This window comes from Pseudonocardia halophobica, from assembly GCF_050948485.1.
Lineage (GTDB): Bacteria > Actinomycetota > Actinomycetes > Mycobacteriales > Pseudonocardiaceae > Pseudonocardia > Pseudonocardia halophobica.
The window spans coordinates 6,297,673-6,315,595 of the sequence record NZ_CP192046.1 but is presented as its reverse complement, the minus strand read 5'-3'; the positions used below and the strand labels follow the sequence as shown (position 1 = coordinate 6,315,595).

The window sequence follows — 17,923 nt, the reverse complement described above, 5'->3', positions numbered from 1 at the left end:
GGCCCGGTTTCTCAGGTCGGAGCGGCCCGGACCGACCTCACCCTCCGCCGCCGCCCGACGACGTCGCGACGGTGGCGGCATGCTGGGAGTCGACGGCCTTGCGGAGCGCCTTCGGGACGGGGCCGGTGCGGGCGGTGAGGGCCTCGATGCGGTCCTTGCGCTGCTTGCCGTCCGCCCTGCTCACGACGGTGCGCAGGCGGGCCGCGGCGGCGAGGGCGACGGCGGCCGCGTCCGCGTCGGAGATCCCCTCGGGCCGGACGCCGTGCAGGGCGGACCGGGCGGAGTCGGCCAGCCGGCGCACGGCCCGCGTGTCTCGCGGCGTGACGTCGTCGACCGGGAAGATCCCGAGGACCCGGCGCGGCTGCACCCGGATCCACCGGGCCGCCGCCAGCCGGTCGCGCACGAGGCCCCGCGCGTGCCGGGCGCGGTGGCGTACCCAGTGCTGCCAGGTCCGCGGCCGCCCGCTCGTCGCGACCTCCTCGAGCACCAGGGCGAGCAGCGGGTCCTGCGGTGCCCGCACGTGGGGGGCGGCGACGGCCTTGCCGTCCTCGTCGCGCAGGGCGCCGGCGGCCAGCAGCTCGGTCAGCGCGGCGGCCCGCAGCAGCAGGCCGCGCTCGCCGGAGCCGGTGAACCGCTTGCGGTGCGGGTCCCAGCTGAGCAGGTAGAGCCGCTCCGGCAGGGAGATCGGGGTGGTCGGCACGGGGTCACCTCCGGGTGGGTGTGGGCTCAGCCGTCGGGCTCGTCGCCGGGTTCGGGCTCCCGCTCCTCCCGCCGGGGCCGCCCGGGGCGGCGCATCGGCGCCGCCGCCCCGGGCAGCCGGCCGGCGTCGGCCAGCGCCCTGCGGAGCAGGAACTCGATCTGGGCGTTGGTGCTGCGCAGTTCGTCGTCGGCCCACCGGACGAGCGCGTCGTGCACGGCCGGGTCGAGGCGCAGCAGGATCTTCTTGCGCTCGGAGGGCATCCGGTTACGAGTAGAGCGAGCCCGTGTTGACGACGGGCTGGGTGTCGCGGTCGCCGCAGAGCACCACCAGCAGGTTGCTGACCATGCTCGCCTTGCGCTCCTCGTCGAGGTCCACGACGTCCTGCTCGCTGAGCCGGTCGAGGGCCTGCTTGACCATGCCCACCGCGCCCTCGACGATCTGCTCCCGCGCCGCGACGACCGCGCCGGCCTGCTGGCGGCGCAGCATCGCCTGGGCGATCTCGGGGGCGTAGGAGAGCCGGGTGACGCGGGACTCGATCACCGCGACACCGGCCGACTCGACCCGCGCCGCGATCTCCGCCGACAGCCGCCCGGTGATCTCGTCGGCGTTGTCGCGCAGGGAGAGGCCCGGCGCGCCCTGGTTGTCGTACGGGTAGCTGGTGGCGATGTGCCGGACCGCCGTCTCGGACTGGATGGCGACGAACTCCACGAAGTCGTCGACCTCGAAGCTCGCCCTGGCGGTGTCCCGGACCTGCCACACGACGACCGCGGCGATCTCGATCGGGTTGCCGTCCGCGTCGTTGACCTTGGCCAGCTCGGTCTCGTGGTTCCGGATCCGCGTGGAGATCTTGCGCCGCTGCGTGAACGGGTTCAGCCAGCGGAACCCGCTGGTGCGGATCGTGCCGAGGTAGCGGCCGAACAGCTGGACCACGCGGGCCTCGCCGGGCGCGACGGCGGTGAGCCCGGCCGCGAGCACCAGGCCGACGAGCAGGGCGAACCCGCCCACCCCGGCGGCCACGGGCCCGAGCACGCCCGTGAGCGCGAGCAGCGCCACGCCGCCGAGGACGAGCACCAGCACCACCGCGAGCATCCCGAAGCCGCCGGCGCCGGACAGCGGGCGCTCCTCGACGCGCGGCTCGGGCATGTCGGGGAGGTCGCGGGCGGGGAGGACGGGCGGGGCGGCGGGGGAGTCGGGCATGGCGGGCTCCTTTCGTGACATACCCACCATAGCAAAGTGATATCAAATTTTGCCAGCGAGGGGCCGAGCCCGTCGGGTCCTCCGGGCCGGAACGCGACGACGCCGGTCCCGCGGATCGCGGAACCGGCGTCGTCGGAAGGGTGAGGGGCTCAGCCCCGGTGCACGCGCAGGATGTGCGCGACGTTCTCCAGCGGCTGCAGCCGCACGTAGTTGCGCTCCTGCCAGCGGAAGATGTCCCCGGTGATCTCGTCGGTGACCGTGAACTGGTCCTGCCAGTCCAGGCCCAGCTCCGGCATGTCGAGCCGGACGAAGCCCTCGCGCACCTCGTGCGAGTTGAGCGTGACGACCACGATCACCGTGTCGCCGCTCGCCGGGTCCGTCTTCGAGTAGACGAGCAGCTCGGGGTTGTCGACCTCGTGGAAGTGGATCTCGCGCAGTTGCTGCAGCGCCGGGTGGGCGCGGCGGATCTCGTTCAGCCGGCCGAGGAAGGGCTCGAGCGAGCGGCCCTCGTTCAGCGCGGCCTGGAAGTCCCGCGGGCGCAGCTCGTACTTCTCCGAGTCGAGGTACTCCTCGCTGCCCGGCTTGACCGGGGTGCCCTCGAACAGCTCGAAGCCCGAGTACACGCCCCAGGTCGGTGACATGGTCGCGGCCAGCACGGCGCGGATCGCGAACATCGCCGGGCCGCCGGTCTGCAGCGACTCGTGGAGGATGTCCGGGGTGTTGACGAAGAGGTTCGGCCGGGCCTCGTCGGAGCGCTCGGCGTGCATGAGCGCGAACTCGGTCAGCTCCTCCTTCTCCGTGCGCCAGGTGAAGTAGGTGTAGCTCTGGGTGAAGCCCAGCCGCGCGAGCCCGAACAGCCGGGCCGGGCGGGTGAACGCCTCGGCCAGGAACAGGACGTCGGGGTAGCGCGCCTTGACCTGCCAGATCAGCCAGTGCCAGAAGTTCGGCGGCTTGGTGTGCGGGTTGTCCACCCGGAAGATCCGGACCCCGTGCTCGACCCAGTGCAGCACGACCCGCAGCGCCTCGGCGTAGAGCCCGGCCGGGTCGTTGTCGAAGTTGATCGGGTAGATGTCCTGGTACTTCTTCGGCGGGTTCTCCGCGTAGGCGATCGACCCGTCCGGGCGCACCGTGAACCACTCCGGGTGGGCCTCGACCCACGGGTGGTCCGGCGCGCACTGCAGCGCGAAGTCGAGCGCGACCTCCATGCCGAGGTCCTTGGCGCGGGCGACGAACGAGTCGAAGTCGTCGATCGTGCCGAGCTCGGGGTCGATCGCGTCGTGCCCCCCGTCGGCGCTGCCGATGGCCCACGGGGAGCCGACGTCGCCGGGCTCGGCGTGCACGGAGTTGTTGCGGCCCTTGCGGTGCACCGTGCCGACCGGGTGGATCGGCGGGAGGTACACGACGTCGAAGCCCATGCCGGCGACCCGGTCGAGCTCCTTGGCGGCGGTGACGAACGAGCCGTGCACGGCCCGGCCGGTCTCGTCCCGCCCGCCGGTGGAGCGGGGGAAGAACTCGTACCAGGAGCCGTACAGCGCGCGCTCGCGGTCGACGTAGACCTGCTGGGTGCGGCCGCGGGTGATCAGCTCGCGCACCGGGCGCTCGGTCATGATCGCGTGCACGGCCGGGAACATCGCCGGGGCGACCCGGGCGTGCAGCGGCAGGGCGGTGTCGCGGAGCGCGTTGGCGGCGCCGAAGAGCAGGTCGCGGTTGGCGCGCTCGCTGGGCCGCCGGCCCACGCGCTGCAGCAGCCGGGCGCCCGTCTCCAGGTCGTTGGCCAGCTCGTCGGCCGTCTGGTGGACCTTCAGCTTGGCCTCGACGGCGTGCCGCCAGGTGGCCCACGGGTCGCTCCAGGCGTCCACCCGGAAGGTCCACAGCCCCGGTTCGTCCGGCATCACGGTGGCGACGAACCGGTCCGTCCCGACCCCGTCGGGCAGCATCCGCACGTGCTCGGCCTGCGCGGTGGAGCCGAGCCGCTTCCACACCACGTTGGCGGCGACGGCGTCGTGCCCCTCGCGCCACACCGTGGCGCGGACGGGGATCACCTCGCCGACCACGGCCTTGCTGGGATGACGGCCGTCGCCCACCGCGGGACTGACGTCATCGATCCCGAGCCGACCGGTCATCGACAGCACCCCCGCGTTCGTCGTCGGATTGCGCACACGGAAGCCCCGCCATCGTGTGCGTCACAACCGTACCTACCCCGTCCACCGCTGCGCGTAACGGGATCGGGCGCGGCGACACGGGTTCACATGCTCTTCACCGAGCCGTCGTGACCGCCCGGCGACCCGCCGTCGGCGAGCGGTCGGTCCGGCTGCTCAGCGTGACCGGCCGCTGGTGCGCCCGGGTGGGAGACCACCCGTTCGAGCAGCTCGGCGAGCCGCTCACGCTCCACCCGATCGAGCGCCCTGGTCAGCGGCGTGGCGGCCGCCAGCCGGGCGCCGCCGCGCGCGACCACGGCCTCGCCCTCGGGCGTCGGCCGGGTGACCCGCTGCCGGCGGTCCCCGTCGGCCCGCACGCGTTCGACCAGGCCGCGCTCCGCCAGCTCGCGGGTCGGCGCGGACACCCGAGCGGGGTCGATGCCGAGCGCCGCGGCCGGTCGGCCCTGGGGGACGGGGTCGCGCAGGGTCCGGAGGAACCGGGCCTGGAGCGGGGTGAGGCCCTCGGCCGAGGCGGCCTCGTCGAGCAGGGCGGTGAGGCGGGCGGCGGCGAGGAGGACCGCCTCGCCGGCCCGCCGGCCCGACGGGTCGGGCACCGACCCGGTCACGGGGTCCCTCGCAGCAGCCCGGCGAGGGCGTCGGCCAGCCCGGCCCGCCAGCAGGCGAGGTCGTGACCGCCGCGGAACGCCGGTGCCGCACCCGGTCGCCGCGGGCCCGCAGCGCGGAGCGCAGCCGGCGGGTCGGCTCGCGCAGGACCCACTCCTCCGTCCCGACCTCGAGGTGGACGCCGTGGGTGCGCCGCCCGTCGGGCACCACCGAGGTGAGCCACTCGGCCGCGGCGCCGCCGGACGGGGTTCGGCCACCAGAACGAGCCGGACTGGGACAGCGCGAGCCCGAAGCGCTCCGGCGCGACCTGGGTGGCGTAGAGGGCCGTGAGACCGCCGAGGCTCTGCCCGACGACGGCGGTGCGGCCGGGCTCCGCGGACAGCGCACGCCGCTCCGCGGCCCAGCCCAGGACGTCGTCGCGCAGGACGGCCACGAAGGAAGGGTCGCAGGCGAGCTCGCGCGACCGCTGCGCGAGCGGCCCCGACGCCACGCCGCCCGTGCGGACCGGGGGCAGGTCCCCGCGCGCGAGCAGGCCGTCGAGCGTGGCGGGCAGGCCCACCCCGGCCCAGCGCTCACCGTCGAGCACCACCGCGACCGGGAGCGGCTCGGCGGGGTCGGTCCCGGCGGGGTCGTGCAGCCAGACGCCGCGCCCGTCCGGCAGCCGGTCGTCGAGCACGCGATCGCGCCGACGATCGTCCTCGACCACAGCCGGCTCTCGTGGCAGGAGCTGTCCGCACAGCTGGGCCGGGACCTCGGGCGCGGGGCCGAGGCGACCGCGGCCGAGCAGGAGTACACCGCCCGGACCTCCGCGGTCGGCGCCGGGCTGGACACGAGCCGCGAGGCGGTGGCCATGACCGTCACCGACAACGGGTTCAACGTGTTCACGGCGGAGTCGGCCAAGGGCAAGCTGCTGACCGGGCTGGGGCTGCGGCTCAAGGCGGTCGCGCCGTGCGGGGCGTCGGGCCTGGGCGGGTCGGAGGTGCGCCGGGACGTCGTGCCGGTGGCGGGGGAGAACGCGGGCGTCTTCGGCGACGCCTCCCTGTTCTTCGTCAACGCGACGGACGAGGACGTGGCCGGCTTCCGGACCGCCGGGCCGGTGCTCGGGTCGTTGCCGGCCTTCACCGAGAACCGGGTCCACGCGCTCGGCCCGGAGTCCTTCCGGCTCGACCGCTTCAGTGCCGCCGCGGTGCTGGACCGCCTGGAGCAGCAGGGCTCCTGAGGCCCGCTGGATCGGTCACCGTACCGATCCCGTACTAGTCTCCGCCCCCGTGAGAGCCCTCCGCCGCTTCACCGTCCGCGCACAGTTGCCCGAACGGCTGGCCCCGCTGCAGACCCTGGCGACCAACCTGCGGTGGAGCTGGCACCCGGCCACCCGCGAGCTGTTCGCCACGCTCGACCCCGACGCGTGGGAGCGCTCGGGGGAGGACCCGGTGCGGCTGCTCGGCGAGATCCCGACCGCGCGGCTGACCGAGCTGGCCGAGGACACCGAGCTGGTGCAGACCGTCGCCGGCCTGGCCGCCGACCTCGACCGGTACCTCGCCGAGGACCGCTGGTACCAGGGCGAGGAGGGCCTGCCCGCGGGCATCGCCTACTTCTCCATGGAGTTCGGCGTGTCCGAGGTGCTGCCGAACTACTCGGGCGGCCTCGGCGTGCTGGCCGGCGACCACCTGAAGGCCGCGTCGGACCTCGGGGTGCCGCTGATCGGCGTCGGGCTGCTCTACCAGTCCGGGTACTTCCGCCAGTCGCTCTCGCTCGACGGCTGGCAGCTCGAGCACTATCCCGTCCTCGACCCGCAGGGCCTGCCGCTGCAGCTGCTCACGGGCGCCGACGGGGCGCCGGTGATCGTCGAGGTCGCCATGCCCGAGGGCCGCACGCTGGCCGCGCGGGTGTGGCAGGCCGCCGTCGGGCGGGTGCCGCTGCTGCTGCTCGACGCGGACATCGAGGCCAACGACGCCGACCTGCGGACCGTCACCGACCGGCTCTACGGCGGCGACCAGGACCACCGCATCAAGCAGGAGATCCTGATCGGCGTCGGCGGCGTCCGGGCCGTCCGGGCGTACTGCGCCGCGACCGGGCACCCGGAGCCCGAGGTCTTCCACACCAACGAGGGCCACGCCGGCTTCCTCGGCCTCGAGCGCATCCGCGAGCTGCAGGCGGCGAAGCGCCTCGACTTCGACCAGGCGCTGTCCGCGGTCCGCTCCGGCACCGTGTTCACCACCCACACCCCGGTCCCGGCGGGCATCGACCGCTTCCCGGTCGACCTGGTCCGCCGCTACCTCACCGACGCGCTGCTGCCCGGCCTCCCGACCGACCGGCTGCTCGCGATGGGCGCCGAGGACGACCCGGCCATGTTCAACATGGCGCACATGGGGCTGCGGCTCGCCCAGCGGGCCAACGGCGTCTCGAAGCTGCACGGCGAGGTCTCGCGCGGCATGTTCGGCGGCCTCTGGCGCGGGTTCGACGCCGAGGAGGTGCCGATCGGCTCGGTCACCAACGGCGTGCACGGGCACACCTGGGAGGCCGCCGAGGTCTCCGGCCTGATCGGCGAGCCCGGGGCGTCGCTCGACCACGTCGGCGACGCCGAGCTGTGGGGGCTGCGCAACGCCCTGCGCGCCCGGCTGGTCGACGAGGTCCGCCGCCGCGTCCGGGCCGCCTGGCTGGAGCGCGGCGCGTCGACGCCGGAGCTCGGCTGGACCGACCACGTCTTCGACCCGGAGGTGCTCACCGTCGGCTTCGCCCGCCGCGTGCCGACCTACAAGCGGCTCACGCTGATGCTGCGCGACCCGGCCCGGCTGCGCGACCTGCTGCTCGACCCGCACCGCCCGGTGCAGCTGATCGTCGCCGGCAAGTCCCACCCGGCCGACGACGGCGGCAAGGCGCTGATCCAGCAGATCGTCCGGTTCGCCGACGACCCGGCCGTGCGGCACCGCATCGTGTTCCTGCCGGACTACGACATGTCGATGGCCCGCTACCTGTACTGGGGCTGCGACGTCTGGCTGAACAACCCGCTGCGCCCGCTCGAGGCCTGCGGGACGTCCGGGATGAAGTCGGCGCTCAACGGCGGGCTCAACCTCTCCATCCGCGACGGCTGGTGGGACGAGCTCTACGACGGCGGCAACGGCTGGGCCATCCCCACCGCCGACGGCATCGACGACCCGCACAAGCGGGACGACCTCGAGGCCCAGGCGCTCTACGAGCTGCTCGCAACCCAGGTCGCGCCGGCGTTCTACGAGCGCGACTCGGGGGTGCCGCCGAAGTGGACCGGGCTGGTCCGGCACACCTGGGAGACGCTGCGCCCGCAGGTGCAGGCCACCCGGATGGTCCGCGAGTACGTCGAGAACTGGTACGCGCCGGCCGCCGAGGCCGCCCGGACGGTCACCGGCTCGGACTACGCCGGAGCGAAGGAGATCGCCTCGTACCGGGAGAAGCTCAACACGGCATGGACGAAGGTGCAGGTCACCGGCGTCGACGCGTCCGGCCTGCCGGACACACCGGTCGTCGGCGCGCCGATGACCGTGCGCGCCGCGGTCGACCTCGGCGGTCTGTCGCCCGACGACGTGATCGTCGAGGTGATCGTCGGCCGGGTGGACGAGGCGGACGAGCTCGACGACACCGTCCGCGTCGCGATGAAGCACGTCGGCGCCACGGACGGCGCGGACCGGTTCGAGGCCGTGGTCCCGCTGCCCCACGCGGGCCTCGCGGGCTACACGGTCCGGGTCCTCCCGCAGCACCCGCTCCTGGCCTCGCCCGCCGAACTGGGCAAGGTCGTCCTGGCCTAGACCGGGTCTCCCAACCCGCCACCACCGCTCCCGGCGCCCACCCCGTCCCCGCCGGCGTTGCCGGGCCACCCGAATACGCCCGGTATGAGGGCAGCCCGGCTGCCTTGCCGGGAACGACGTGGATCACCGGGCCCGGCGGCGCCGGATTGAGAGACGCGGCCTGGTCGTGAGGTGAACGGCGCTCTCGCTCATACCTGGTGAGCGAGAGCGCCGTTCGTGCATGTAGGCAGGGGTTGACCTCGACTCGGGTCGAGGTCCGAGGGTGTCCGCATGACCTCCGTGACGAGTGCTCCGACCGTGTCCGACGCCGCCGACCACGCCGCCGACCTCACCGCCCTCCGGCAGGTGATCGCCGACGTCGAGACCGGGCTGAACACCAACGACGCCGAGCTGATGACCCGGCACTTCGCCGCGAACGCCGTCGCGGTCGGAGTGAACGGCCGCGCGACCGCGGGTCTCGAGGCGCTGCGCGAGGTGCACGCGCAGGCGGTGAGGGGCTTCCTGAAGGACCAGTACGCCCGCTACGAGATCGACGACGTCACCTTCATGCGGCCCGACGTCGCCCTCGTGCGCAAGCTGGCCCGCGCCGTCGACGCCGAGGGCACGCCGATCGACCTCGACCACACCATGTCGGCGCTCTACGTGCTCGTGCGGGAGCAGGGGCGGTGGTGGATCGTGGCGCGGCAGAACACGCTGATCCCGCGCTGATCGCGTGTGGAACCTGCGCTGATTACCGGGGCCGGGTCAGCCGCAGCCGCACGCCCCGCCGCAGCAGCCGCCTCCGCCGCCCATGGGGGCCATCGCGGGGGCGCCGCCGGCGCGGCCGCCGAGCGAGACGGTGGAGAGGAGCTTCACGGTGTCGCTGTGGCCGTGCGGGCAGTCGGCCGGGTCCGAGGCCGCGGCCATGGGGCGGTCGACCTCGAAGGTCGTGGTGCACTCGCGGCAGCGGAACTCGTAGCGCGGCATGGTCGAGAGGATACGTCGCGAGGTGCGCCGTGGTCACCGGTCGCGGCGGTGATCCACGGCCGGGCGGCGGAGCGCTCGCTCTCCGGACGTTCCGCTGCCGCAACGGAGATCAGCGGGTCGTTTCCTCCGGACTGCCCAGAACCTTGTCGAACCCGTGCCGGAACGCGGCCCACTCGCGGCGGCGCGCGGCCAGGATCCGCTCGCCGAGCGGGGTGAGCCGGTAGCTCCGCCGGGCGGGGCCGAGCGTGATCAGCCGGTCGTTCTTCAGCCGGTGGAGGCGGTGGTAGGTGCCCTGCAGGGAGGGCTGGAACACCCCGTCGCTGCGCTCGCGGAGCAGGTTGTGCACCACGCGCCCGTTCTCCGGCCGCTCCTCGACGATCGCGAGGATCAGCAGGTCCAGCTGCCGGGCGTCGCGCAGCCGCACCTCGCCGTGGCGGGCCCGGCGTGCGGTCGGCCCGGTCCTCCGTCGGGTGCGGCGTGGCTCCGGGAGGCCGTTCCGCTCGTGCCGACGGGTCGTGCCCGTTCGCGAGGGGGTGCGGCCGTTCATCGAGCCGTCCTCGGTGCGTGTGCGGTGATCGGTGCTGTCGTCGGTGGGGATCGGATCGCTCCTCCGGTCTGCGACTGCGGCGTCCGTGTCCGGCTCGGTGTCCGTGTCCGGCTCGCTGTCGGTGTCGGCTTCCGTGTCGGACTCGGTGTCCGTCTCCGTGTCGGTCCCGGTGTCGGTGTCGTTGGCCGTCGCGGTGTCCGTGTCGGTCGCGGTCTCGTCGTCGGTGTCGGTCACGGTGCCCTCGGCGGTGTCGGCGGCGGGGCGGCGCCGTCGTCGCGCGGGACGCAACGCGGCGGCCGCGGACCCGAAGGCCGAGGAGAGGTCCCGGGTCGCCCGGCTCATGCCCGCGCCTTCCGACGGGTGCGCGGACGCTCGGCCTCCTCCGCCGCCTGCAGCGCGGACAGCACCTCGACACCGAGGGCCCGGTAGTCGCCGGCGACGCTCGCGGCCGTCGCCGAGATCCGCTTCGTCCGGGTGCCCGAGCGCAGCTCCTCCCACCAGGCGGGCTGGGCGGCCGCCTCCACCTCGAGCTCGTGGGCGAGCTTGCCCAGGCGCCGCGCGTCCTGGGCGGTGCGCTCGGCGTGCCGGATGCTGGTCTCGAACCGGGGCGACGAGCCGCCGAAGGCCTCGTCGATCGCGGCGAGGGCCTCACCCTGCACCGCCCGCGCGCGACTGCCCGTGGCGAACAGCACCACGCCGAGCAGCCCGAGCCGGGCGTTGATCTCGCGGGCGAGGGTGAACCGCTCGGCGACGAGCGTCATGCCGAGCAGCCCGCCGAGGTCGGACTTGGTGGGCATCAGGACCCAGCGCGCCGACGCCAGCGCGAGGTCGGTGAGGATCGTCGACTCCGGTGGGCAGTCGACGAACACCACTTCGTAGTCGCGCGCGACGGGCGCGAGGACGTCGCCCAGCACCCGGAAGGCGTCGCGTCCGTGGTTCTGGAGCCGGGAGACCATCACGGGGGTCAGGTCCTCGAGACGGGCGCCGCCGCACACCACGTCGAGCTGCGGCCGGATGTCCTGCACCGGGCGCAGGGGGGTCCGGGCGATGATCGAGCCGAGCAGCCCGGCGCCCTCGTCGTCGATCTCCGAGCCGCGGTAGCCGAGGTCGTCGGCGAGGTTGGCCTGCCGGTTGAGGTCGACGAGCAGGCACCGGTAGCCCGCCCCGGCGAACTGCCCGCCCAGGTTCGCGGCGATCGAGGTCTTCCCGACCCCGCCCTTGTCGTTGACGATCGCGATCACGCGGGCGAGCGCGGACTCGCGCTCACGGGTGCTCGGGCGTCTGGCCACGGGCCACCTCCGCAGTCGTCGACGACGGGCGGCCGGGAACGCACCGCCCTGGGTGCAGCGTGCTGCGCTCGTACCCGACCGCACGGACCGACACACCCCCTTGCGACGACGGCGTCCGCTCTGGTCAACGGAAGCGCGCGATCGTCGCAAGGGAGGCTCGGCCGGGCGGCGCAGCGCTGCTCAGTCCGGGTCCGGCCCGCGGCCGCGTCGACGGGCGGTGCGCTCCTTGCCGCCGCGTCCGGACGACCCGCCGCCGCTGCGCTGCGCCCGGGCCCCGCGGCTCGCCAGTCCCCGTTGGCTGGTCACGCGCGACGGGCGCGTGCGCGGGGTCAGGAGGTCGCGGAGCTCGTCCTCGGAGGGGGTGTCGTGGTCGACGGGGCGCTCGGGCTCCTCGGCCTCGTCCTCGGGCCCGCCGCCGGCTTCCTCGTCGGTTTCCTCGTCGGCGCCGTCGTCGGAATCGGCCTCGTCCTCCGCTGCGTAGTCCTCCTCGTCAGCGGCGTCGTACTCGTCGGCGGCCTCGTCCTCGTCCTCCTCGGCGGGCTCGTCCTCGTCGACGAGTTCGTCCTCATCGGCGGGCTCGTCCTCGTCGACGAGGTCGTCCTCCTCGGCGGCTTCGTCGTCGATGGATTCGTCGTCGCCGGAGCCGTCTTCCTCGTCGTCGGGCTCGTCCTCGTCGACAAGTTCGTCCTCGTCGATGGGCTCGTCCTCGTCGTCGGGCTCGTCCTCGTCCTCGAGGCCGTCCTCGTCGACGTCGTCGTCCTCGTTGACAAGTTCGTCCTCGTCGACGTCGTCGTCCTCGTCGGTCGCGTCCGGACCGGCCCCGGCGTCGGAGCGGGCGGCGGGCTCGTCGGCGTAGTCCTCGTCGTCCTCGGCGGGTTCGCCGTCCTCGTCGGCCTCGTACTCCGCGTCGTCCTGGTCGTCGTACTCGGCGTCCTCGTCGGCCTCCTCCGCGTCGTCGGCGGAACCCTCCTCGGCCCCCTCGTCGTCGTCCTCGGGCTCGTCGAGATCGTCGGACTCGTCGTACCCGGCTTCCTCCTCGCCCTCGTCGAGCTCGTCGTCGGCCTCGTCGTCGGCCTCGTCGTCGGCCTCGCTCAGCTCGTCCGCCTCGTCCTCGACCTCGTCCCGCTCGTCGTCGGCCTCGTCCTCGGCGGGCTCGTCCTCGGCGGGCTCGTCCTCGTCGGACCCGTCGTCGGAGTCGTCCTCGGTCTCGTCCTCGTCCTCGTCGGACTCCTCGTCGGAGTCGTCGTACGCGTCGTCGGAGTCCTCGTACTCCTCCTCCGGCTCCTCCGACTCCGTGTCCTCGTCCATGAGGTCCTCGGGGGTGACCTCGTCCTCGAGTTCGTCCGGGCCGGCCTCGGCGCCGGGGGCAGCGGCCTCCTCCTCGCCCTCGAGGTCGGCGTCGACCTGCGCCTCACCCGTCTCCTCGATCCGGATGCGCAGCGTCAGCTTCTTGCTGCCGAGCATGATGTAGCCGCTGATGTCGGCCAGGTCCGAAGACTGCGTCGGGTCAGCCATCGCGCCGCTCCCCACCGGTCGTGCGGGAGGCCCGCGCCGCCGCCACCATCCCCAGCAGGGCCGCACTCGCCCCCGCGACCGGCGTCAGCCACGCCGGACCGGGCCGCCGGTGCGCGAAGAAGAGCCTGCCCACACCGCCGACCAGCGCCCCGACCGCGAGCCCGCGGCCGAGGTGTCGTCCCGTCGTCACCACGCGGTCCTCCTCCCGCTCGCGCGGCGACCGGTGGCCGCCGCGGGCCGCCCACCCGGGCGGCGTGCGCGCGGATGCCCGACTGGTCCGGAGGGACAAACGGGACCGGGTCGAAGTTCGGCCGTTCGCCCGACGGGTGCGGCCGACCGGCGGCGTCAGCCCGGGATGCGCCGGAACAGCAGGAGCGAGTGCGGCGGGAGCGTGATGGTGCTGCGCGGGCGCAGGGGCCGCTCCGCGACCGGGCAGCCGTCCTCCTTCGTGCTGTCGAGCACGGGGAGCAGCGGCGACCCGCCGCCGGGCAGCACGCACGCCGCACCCGAGCCGCCGGCGTGCAGCAGGAACAGCCACTCCCCGGCGAGCAGGCCGAGGGAGCGGGCGTGTGCGTCGTGCCAGTCCTCGTGGGTCAGCGCCCGCCCGGAGGGGTGCCACCAGCGCACCTCCTCGTCGCGGAGGAAGCGGTCGCGGTGCAGGGCGGGGGAGGAGCGGCGGATGGCGGCGACCCGCGCGGTGAACCGGGTCATCGCCTCGGCCGCCCCGGGGTCGAGCTCGTCGGGCGACCAGTCGACCCAGGTGGTCTCGTCGTCGAGGCAGTAGGCGTTGTTGTTGCCGTGCTGGGTCCGCCAGCGCTCGTCGCCGCCGAGGATCATCGGCGTTCCGATCGACAGCAGCAGCGTGCCGAGCATGGCTCGCGCGGCCGCCCGCCGCCGAGCCCGGACGACCGGCGACGACGTCTCGCCCTCCACCCCGAAGTTCTGCGAGCGGTTGTCGTCCGTGCCGTCGTGGTTCTGCTCGCCGTTGGCCTCGTTGTGCTTGCGCTCGTACGAGACGAGGTCGCGCAGGGTGAAGCCGTCGTGCGCGGTCACGAAGTTGACCGACGCCCACGGCCGCCGCCCGGACAGCGCGTAGAGGTCGGAGCTGCCGGTCACGCGCGAGGCCAACTCGGCGATGTGCCCGTGGCCGCGGAAGAAGTCCCGCACCGCGTCCCGGTAGCGGCCGTTCCACTCCGACCATGCGACGCCGAAGCCGCCCACCCGGTAGCCCTCGCCCGTGGCGTCCCAGGGCTCGGCGATGAGCTTGCACGTCGACAGCACGGGGTCCTGCGCGATCGCCGTGAGCAGCGCGGAGTTCGGGTCGAACGGACCGGAGTGCGGCCGGCCGAGCACCGACGCGAGGTCGATGCGGAAGCCGTCGACGCCGTAGCGGGTGACCCAGTGCCGCAGCGCGTCGCACACCAGGCGGATCACCGTGGGGGAGCCGGCGTCGAGGGTGTTGCCGGTGCCGGTGATGTCGGCGTCGTGGCCGAGCCCGCCGAGCGAGTAGTAGGCGCGGGCGTCGAGGCCGCGGTAGGAGAGCGTGACGCCGCCGACGCCGCCCTCGCACGTGTGGTTGGGGACGAAGTCGAGGATCACCTCGATGCCCGCCGCGTGCAGGGCGTCCACCATGGACCGGAACTCGGTGGTCTCGGCGCCCGGGCTGCTCGCGTACCCGCTGTGCGGGGCGAGGAAGCCGAGCGTGGAGTAGCCCCAGTAGTTGCGGGCGCCGCGCTCGAGCAGCGAGGGCTCGGAGGCACTCGCGCACACCGGCAGCAGCTCGACGGCGGTGACCCCGATCCGCTGCAGGTGCTCGACGACGGCCGGGTGCGCCAGCCCGAGGTAGGTCCCGCGCAGCCCCGGCGGCACCTCCGGGTGCCGCGCGGTGTAGCCCTTCACGTGCAGCTCGGTGATCACGGTCTCGGACCACGGGACGTCCGGGCGCGGCGGCAGCGGCGTGCCGTCGGGCGCCTCGACCACGGACAAGGGCACGGCGCCGAGCGAGTCGACGGTGCTCGGCGGGCCGGTCATCGGGTCGTCGACCCAGCCCCGGGCGGCGTCGAGGTCGGTGACGCAGCCGTCGATCCGGCGGGCGTACGGGTCGACGAGGATCTTGTGCGGGTTGAAGCGGTGGCCCTCCCACGGGCGGTAGGGGCCGTGCACGCGGAAGCCGTAGCGCTGTCCCGGCCGGACGTCCGGCACGTGCCCGTGCCACACCCCGAAGGTCCGCTCGGTCAGCTCCACCCGCCGCTCGACGAGCTCGCCGGGCGCGCCGTCCACGAGGCACACCTCGACGGCGTCCGCGCTGGTCGAGGCGACGGCGAAGCGCGCCCCGGTGTCGTCGACGTGGGCACCCAACGGGAAGACAGGCACGATCGGCGAGGATAAGGGGGTGAGTTCCCCCGGATCGCCCGCCGGCGCAGAAACCTCAGTGCAGAGCGTCACACCCGATCTGTCCGATCTCGTGATCCACATGGACGGGGTCAGCGTCCGCCGCGGGAAGACCGTGCTGCTCGACTCGGTCGACTGGCAGGTCGAGCTCGACGAGCGCTGGGTCGTCCTCGGTCCCAACGGCGCCGGCAAGACCACCCTGCTGCGCCTCGCCGCCGCCGAGATGCACCCGACGGCCGGCACCGTCGACGTCCTCGGCGAGCGGATGGGCCGGGTCGCGGTGTTCGAGCTGCGCCCGCGTATCGGCCTGACCTCGGCGAACCTCGGCATCCGGATCCCGGGCGACGAGGTCGTGGCCGACGTCGTGGTCAGCGCCGGGTACGGCGTGCTCGGGCGCTGGCGGGAACGGTACGACGCGATGGACACCCAGCGGGCCGAGCACCTGCTCGAGCAGCTCGGCATGGCCGGGTTCGCCGACCGCGAGTACCGGACGCTGTCCGAGGGCGAGCGCAAGCGGGTGCTGATCGCCCGCGCGCTGATGACCGACCCGGAGCTCCTGCTGCTCGACGAGCCCGCCGCCGGCCTCGACCTCGGCGGCCGGGAGGACCTCGTCTCCCGGCTCTCCACGCTGGCGCTCGACGCCGAGGCCCCGGCGTCGGTGCTGGTCACCCACCACGTCGAGGAGATCCCGCCCGGCTACTCGCACGGCCTGCTGCTGCGCGGCGGGAAGGTCGTGGCCGCGGGCCTGCTCGACGACGTCCTCACCGACGAGAACCTCTCCGCCACCTTCGGCCTGCCGCTCGCCGTGCAGCGCCGGCGCGGGCGGTACACGGCCTGGCTGCGCTGATCGCGGGCTGACCCGGGCCTCCCCGTCGGGTGAGCGGACGGGGCCCGCGCACCGGACGGCGGGTTAGGGTCCGGGCGTGACGGAATTCGTGAGGCTCGAGGTCGACAACGGGGTGGGCACGATCCGGCTGGACCGGCCGCCCATGAACGCGCTCAACCGGCAGGTCCAGGCGGAGCTGCTGCAGATCGCGCAGGAGGCCGCGACCAGGGCGGACGTCCGCGCGGTGATCGTCTACGGCGGCGAGAAGACGCTGGCGGCGGGCGCCGACGTCAAGGAGATGGCGAGCATGTCCTACTCGGACATGGCCCCGCAGGCCCGCGCGCTCTCGGCCGGCCTCGGCGCGCTCTCGATCATCCCGAAGCCGACGGTCGCCGCGGTCACCGGCTACGCGCTCGGCGGCGGGCTCGAGGTCGCCCTCGGCGCCGACCGGCGCATCGTCGGCGACAACGCCAAGCTCGGCTTCCCGGAGATCCTGCTCGGCATCTTCCCGGGCGGTGGCGGCACCCAGCGGCTCGCCCGGCTGATCGGCCCGTCGCGCGCCAAGGACCTGATCTACACCGGCCGGTTCGTCGACGCCCAGGAGGCGTTGGCGATCGGGCTGGTCGACGAGGTCGTCCCGGCCGACGAGGTGTACACCCGGTCCGTCGAGTACGTCTCGCAGTTCACCTCGGGTCCCGCCCTGGCCTACGCCGCCGCGAAGAAGGCGATCGACGGCGGCCTGGACACCGACCTGCGCACCGGGCTGGACATCGAGTCGGAGCTGTTCGCGGGCGTGTTCGCCACCGACGACGCCGCGATCGGCATGAAGTCCTTCGTCGAGAACGGCCCGGGCAAGGCGGAGTTCACCGGCCGCTGACCCCTCTTCCCCTGCACCAACGGCACTCTCGTGCGGTAGGTCCGCACGAAAGTGCCGTTCGTGCAGTCGGGGAGGGCGGTAGCGTCCCGGCTGTGGGTGCGCGGGAGCTGGTGGTGCTGGGGACCGCGAGCCAGGCACCCACGCGGACCCGCAACCACAACGGCTACCTGCTCCGGTGGGACCAGGCCGGGCTCCTCTTCGACCCGGGGGAGGGCACCCAGCGGCAGATGCTGTTCGCCGGCATCGCGGCGAGCGCGGTCACCCGGATCTGCCTGACCCACATGCACGGCGACCACTGCCTCGGCGTGCCCGGCGTGGTGCAGCGGCTCTCGCTCGACGAGGTCCCGCACCCCGTGCACGCGCACTTCCCGGCGTCGGGCCAGGAGTACTTCACCCGCCTCCGGTACGCCACGTCCTACCGTGAGCGCGGGGACCTGCGCGAACACCCGCACGACCGGGACGGCGTGGTCGCCCGGGACGAGGCCGGCACCCTCGAGGTCCGCCGGCTGGAGCACCCCGTCGAGGCCTTCGGCTACCGGCTCGTGGAGCCCGACGGCCGCCGCATGCTCCCCGAGGCCCTGGCCCGCGCCGGGATCACCGGCCCGCGCGTCCGCGAGCTGCAGGCGCGCGGAGAGCTCGACGGCGTGCGGCTGGCGGAGGTCAGCGCGCCGCGGCCGGGTCAGGTGTTCGCGTTCGTCATGGACACCCGGCTGTGCGACGGCGTGTACGCCCTGGCCGAGGGGGCGGACATGCTGGTCGTCGAGGCGACCTTCCTCGACGAGGACCGCGGCCTCGCCCACGCCTACGGCCACCTCACCGCACGCCAGGCCGCGGCCGTCGCGGCCGAGTGCGGCGTGCGCACGCTCGTGCTCACGCACTTCTCCCAGCGCTACACCGAGCCGGAGAGGTTCGCCGCGGAGGCGCGCGAGGTGTTCGGCGGCGAGCTCGTCGTCGCCGAGGACCTGATGCGGGTGCCCGTGCCGGCGCGGGTGGTCGTCGGGCAGCCGACCTAGGAGCTCCACCCGCGCCGGCGTGGGCGTCCAACGACTCGACCAGCACGTGCAGCCGGTCTCG

General features: G+C 74.1%; 18 protein-coding genes. 6 read left to right on the top strand and 12 right to left on the bottom strand.

All coding sequences use genetic code 11. The features are described from left to right. Positions 1-37: 37 nt before the first annotated feature. The 6 genes from ACQP04_RS30140 to ACQP04_RS30115 all read right to left on the bottom strand — a co-directional run bounded on the left by ACQP04_RS30140 (position 38) and on the right by ACQP04_RS30115 (position 5,335). The gene (locus ACQP04_RS30140; protein WP_433503909.1) at positions 38-700 is read right to left on the bottom strand and encodes a GOLPH3/VPS74 family protein; all 663 of its coding nucleotides are present in this window, start codon (positions 698-700) and stop codon (positions 38-40) included. 26 nt (positions 701-726) lie between these two features. Then, positions 727-960 carry a hypothetical protein gene (locus tag ACQP04_RS30135; protein WP_433503908.1) on the bottom strand — a complete coding sequence of 78 codons (234 nt, stop codon included), beginning with the start codon at positions 958-960 and terminating at the stop codon, positions 727-729. A gap of 4 nt (positions 961-964) precedes the next feature. Continuing rightward, a complete protein-coding gene (locus tag ACQP04_RS30130) occupies positions 965-1,897 on the bottom strand; it encodes an SPFH domain-containing protein (protein ID WP_433503907.1) in 933 nt (310 codons plus the stop codon). 149 nt (positions 1,898-2,046) lie between these two features. Then, complete coding sequence (locus ACQP04_RS30125; RefSeq protein ID WP_433503906.1) at positions 2,047-4,020, bottom strand: alpha-1,4-glucan--maltose-1-phosphate maltosyltransferase; 1,974 nt, start codon at positions 4,018-4,020, stop codon at positions 2,047-2,049. Positions 4,021-4,142: 122 nt separating this feature from the next. Next, positions 4,143-4,661, bottom strand: a complete 519-nt coding sequence (locus tag ACQP04_RS30120; protein ID WP_433503905.1) for a MarR family winged helix-turn-helix transcriptional regulator — start codon at positions 4,659-4,661, stop codon at positions 4,143-4,145. Next, a complete protein-coding gene (locus ACQP04_RS30115; RefSeq protein ID WP_433503904.1) occupies positions 4,658-5,335 on the bottom strand; it encodes an alpha/beta hydrolase-fold protein in 678 nt (225 codons plus the stop codon). Before ACQP04_RS30115 ends, ACQP04_RS30120 begins: the two co-directional genes overlap by 4 nt. Here ACQP04_RS30115 and ACQP04_RS30110 point away from each other — a divergent pair. The 3 genes from ACQP04_RS30110 to ACQP04_RS30100 all read left to right on the top strand — a co-directional run bounded on the left by ACQP04_RS30110 (position 5,291) and on the right by ACQP04_RS30100 (position 9,146). Then, positions 5,291-5,878 (top strand): hypothetical protein, encoded by a 588-nt coding sequence (locus ACQP04_RS30110; protein WP_433503903.1) that lies wholly within the window; start codon positions 5,291-5,293, stop codon positions 5,876-5,878. The two genes, ACQP04_RS30115 and ACQP04_RS30110, sit on opposite strands and share 45 nt — an antisense overlap. Before the next feature lie 49 nt (positions 5,879-5,927). Then, positions 5,928-8,438: an alpha-glucan family phosphorylase gene (gene glgP, locus ACQP04_RS30105; RefSeq protein WP_433503902.1), complete on the top strand. Its 2,511-nt coding sequence runs from the start codon at positions 5,928-5,930 to the stop codon at positions 8,436-8,438. Positions 8,439-8,708: 270 nt separating this feature from the next. Continuing rightward, a complete protein-coding gene (locus tag ACQP04_RS30100; RefSeq protein WP_433503901.1) occupies positions 8,709-9,146 on the top strand; it encodes an SgcJ/EcaC family oxidoreductase in 438 nt (145 codons plus the stop codon). Between the two features lie 36 nt (positions 9,147-9,182). On the opposite strand, the gene ACQP04_RS30095 is transcribed toward ACQP04_RS30100, so the two are convergent. From ACQP04_RS30095 to glgX, 6 genes are all read right to left on the bottom strand, one after another. After that, positions 9,183-9,404 (bottom strand): FmdB family zinc ribbon protein, encoded by a 222-nt coding sequence (locus tag ACQP04_RS30095; protein ID WP_433503900.1) that lies wholly within the window; start codon positions 9,402-9,404, stop codon positions 9,183-9,185. Between the two features lie 109 nt (positions 9,405-9,513). Next, positions 9,514-10,293 (bottom strand): PadR family transcriptional regulator, encoded by a 780-nt coding sequence (locus ACQP04_RS30090; RefSeq protein WP_433503899.1) that lies wholly within the window; start codon positions 10,291-10,293, stop codon positions 9,514-9,516. Next, positions 10,290-11,240, bottom strand: coding sequence for a ParA family protein (locus tag ACQP04_RS30085; RefSeq protein ID WP_433503898.1), 951 nt, complete (start codon positions 11,238-11,240; stop codon positions 10,290-10,292). Before ACQP04_RS30085 ends, ACQP04_RS30090 begins: the two co-directional genes overlap by 4 nt. A 180-nt stretch (positions 11,241-11,420) precedes the next feature. Continuing rightward, a complete protein-coding gene (locus ACQP04_RS30080) occupies positions 11,421-12,755 on the bottom strand; it encodes a hypothetical protein (RefSeq protein ID WP_433503897.1) in 1,335 nt (444 codons plus the stop codon). After that, on the bottom strand, positions 12,748-12,945 hold the full coding sequence (locus ACQP04_RS30075) for a hypothetical protein (protein WP_433503896.1): 198 nt from the start codon (positions 12,943-12,945) through the stop codon (positions 12,748-12,750). The genes ACQP04_RS30080 and ACQP04_RS30075 overlap by 8 nt, the downstream gene beginning before the upstream one ends. 155 nt (positions 12,946-13,100) lie before the next feature. Next, positions 13,101-15,128 (bottom strand): glycogen debranching protein GlgX, encoded by a 2,028-nt coding sequence (gene glgX, locus ACQP04_RS30070; protein WP_433503895.1) that lies wholly within the window; start codon positions 15,126-15,128, stop codon positions 13,101-13,103. Positions 15,129-15,228: 100 nt separating this feature from the next. On the opposite strand from glgX, the gene ACQP04_RS30065 reads away from it, so the two are divergent. From ACQP04_RS30065 to ACQP04_RS30055, 3 genes are all read left to right on the top strand, one after another. Further along, on the top strand, positions 15,229-15,993 hold the full coding sequence (locus tag ACQP04_RS30065) for an ABC transporter ATP-binding protein (RefSeq protein ID WP_433503894.1): 765 nt from the start codon (positions 15,229-15,231) through the stop codon (positions 15,991-15,993). Between the two features lie 76 nt (positions 15,994-16,069). Next, entirely contained in the window at positions 16,070-16,849 is a 780-nt protein-coding gene (locus tag ACQP04_RS30060) for an enoyl-CoA hydratase/isomerase family protein (RefSeq protein WP_433503893.1), read from the top strand. A gap of 92 nt (positions 16,850-16,941) precedes the next feature. Beyond that, a complete protein-coding gene (locus ACQP04_RS30055; protein ID WP_433503892.1) occupies positions 16,942-17,862 on the top strand; it encodes a ribonuclease Z in 921 nt (306 codons plus the stop codon). Positions 17,863-17,923: the final 61 nt, after the last annotated feature.

Coding starts and splice junctions, on each gene's coding strand:
- ACQP04_RS30135 (WP_433503908.1), bottom strand. CDS start 960: ATGCCCTCCGAGCGCAAGAAGATCCTGCTGCGCCTCGACCCGGCCGTG.
- ACQP04_RS30130 (WP_433503907.1), bottom strand. CDS start 1,897: ATGCCCGACTCCCCCGCCGCCCCGCCCGTCCTCCCCGCCCGCGACCTC.
- ACQP04_RS30125 (WP_433503906.1), bottom strand. CDS start 4,020: ATGACCGGTCGGCTCGGGATCGATGACGTCAGTCCCGCGGTGGGCGAC.
- ACQP04_RS30100 (WP_433503901.1), top strand. CDS start 8,709: ATGACCTCCGTGACGAGTGCTCCGACCGTGTCCGACGCCGCCGACCAC.
- ACQP04_RS30095 (WP_433503900.1), bottom strand. CDS start 9,404: ATGCCGCGCTACGAGTTCCGCTGCCGCGAGTGCACCACGACCTTCGAG.
- ACQP04_RS30090 (WP_433503899.1), bottom strand. CDS start 10,293: ATGAGCCGGGCGACCCGGGACCTCTCCTCGGCCTTCGGGTCCGCGGCC.
- ACQP04_RS30080 (WP_433503897.1), bottom strand. CDS start 12,755: ATGGCTGACCCGACGCAGTCTTCGGACCTGGCCGACATCAGCGGCTAC.
- ACQP04_RS30065 (WP_433503894.1), top strand. CDS start 15,229: ATGGACGGGGTCAGCGTCCGCCGCGGGAAGACCGTGCTGCTCGACTCG.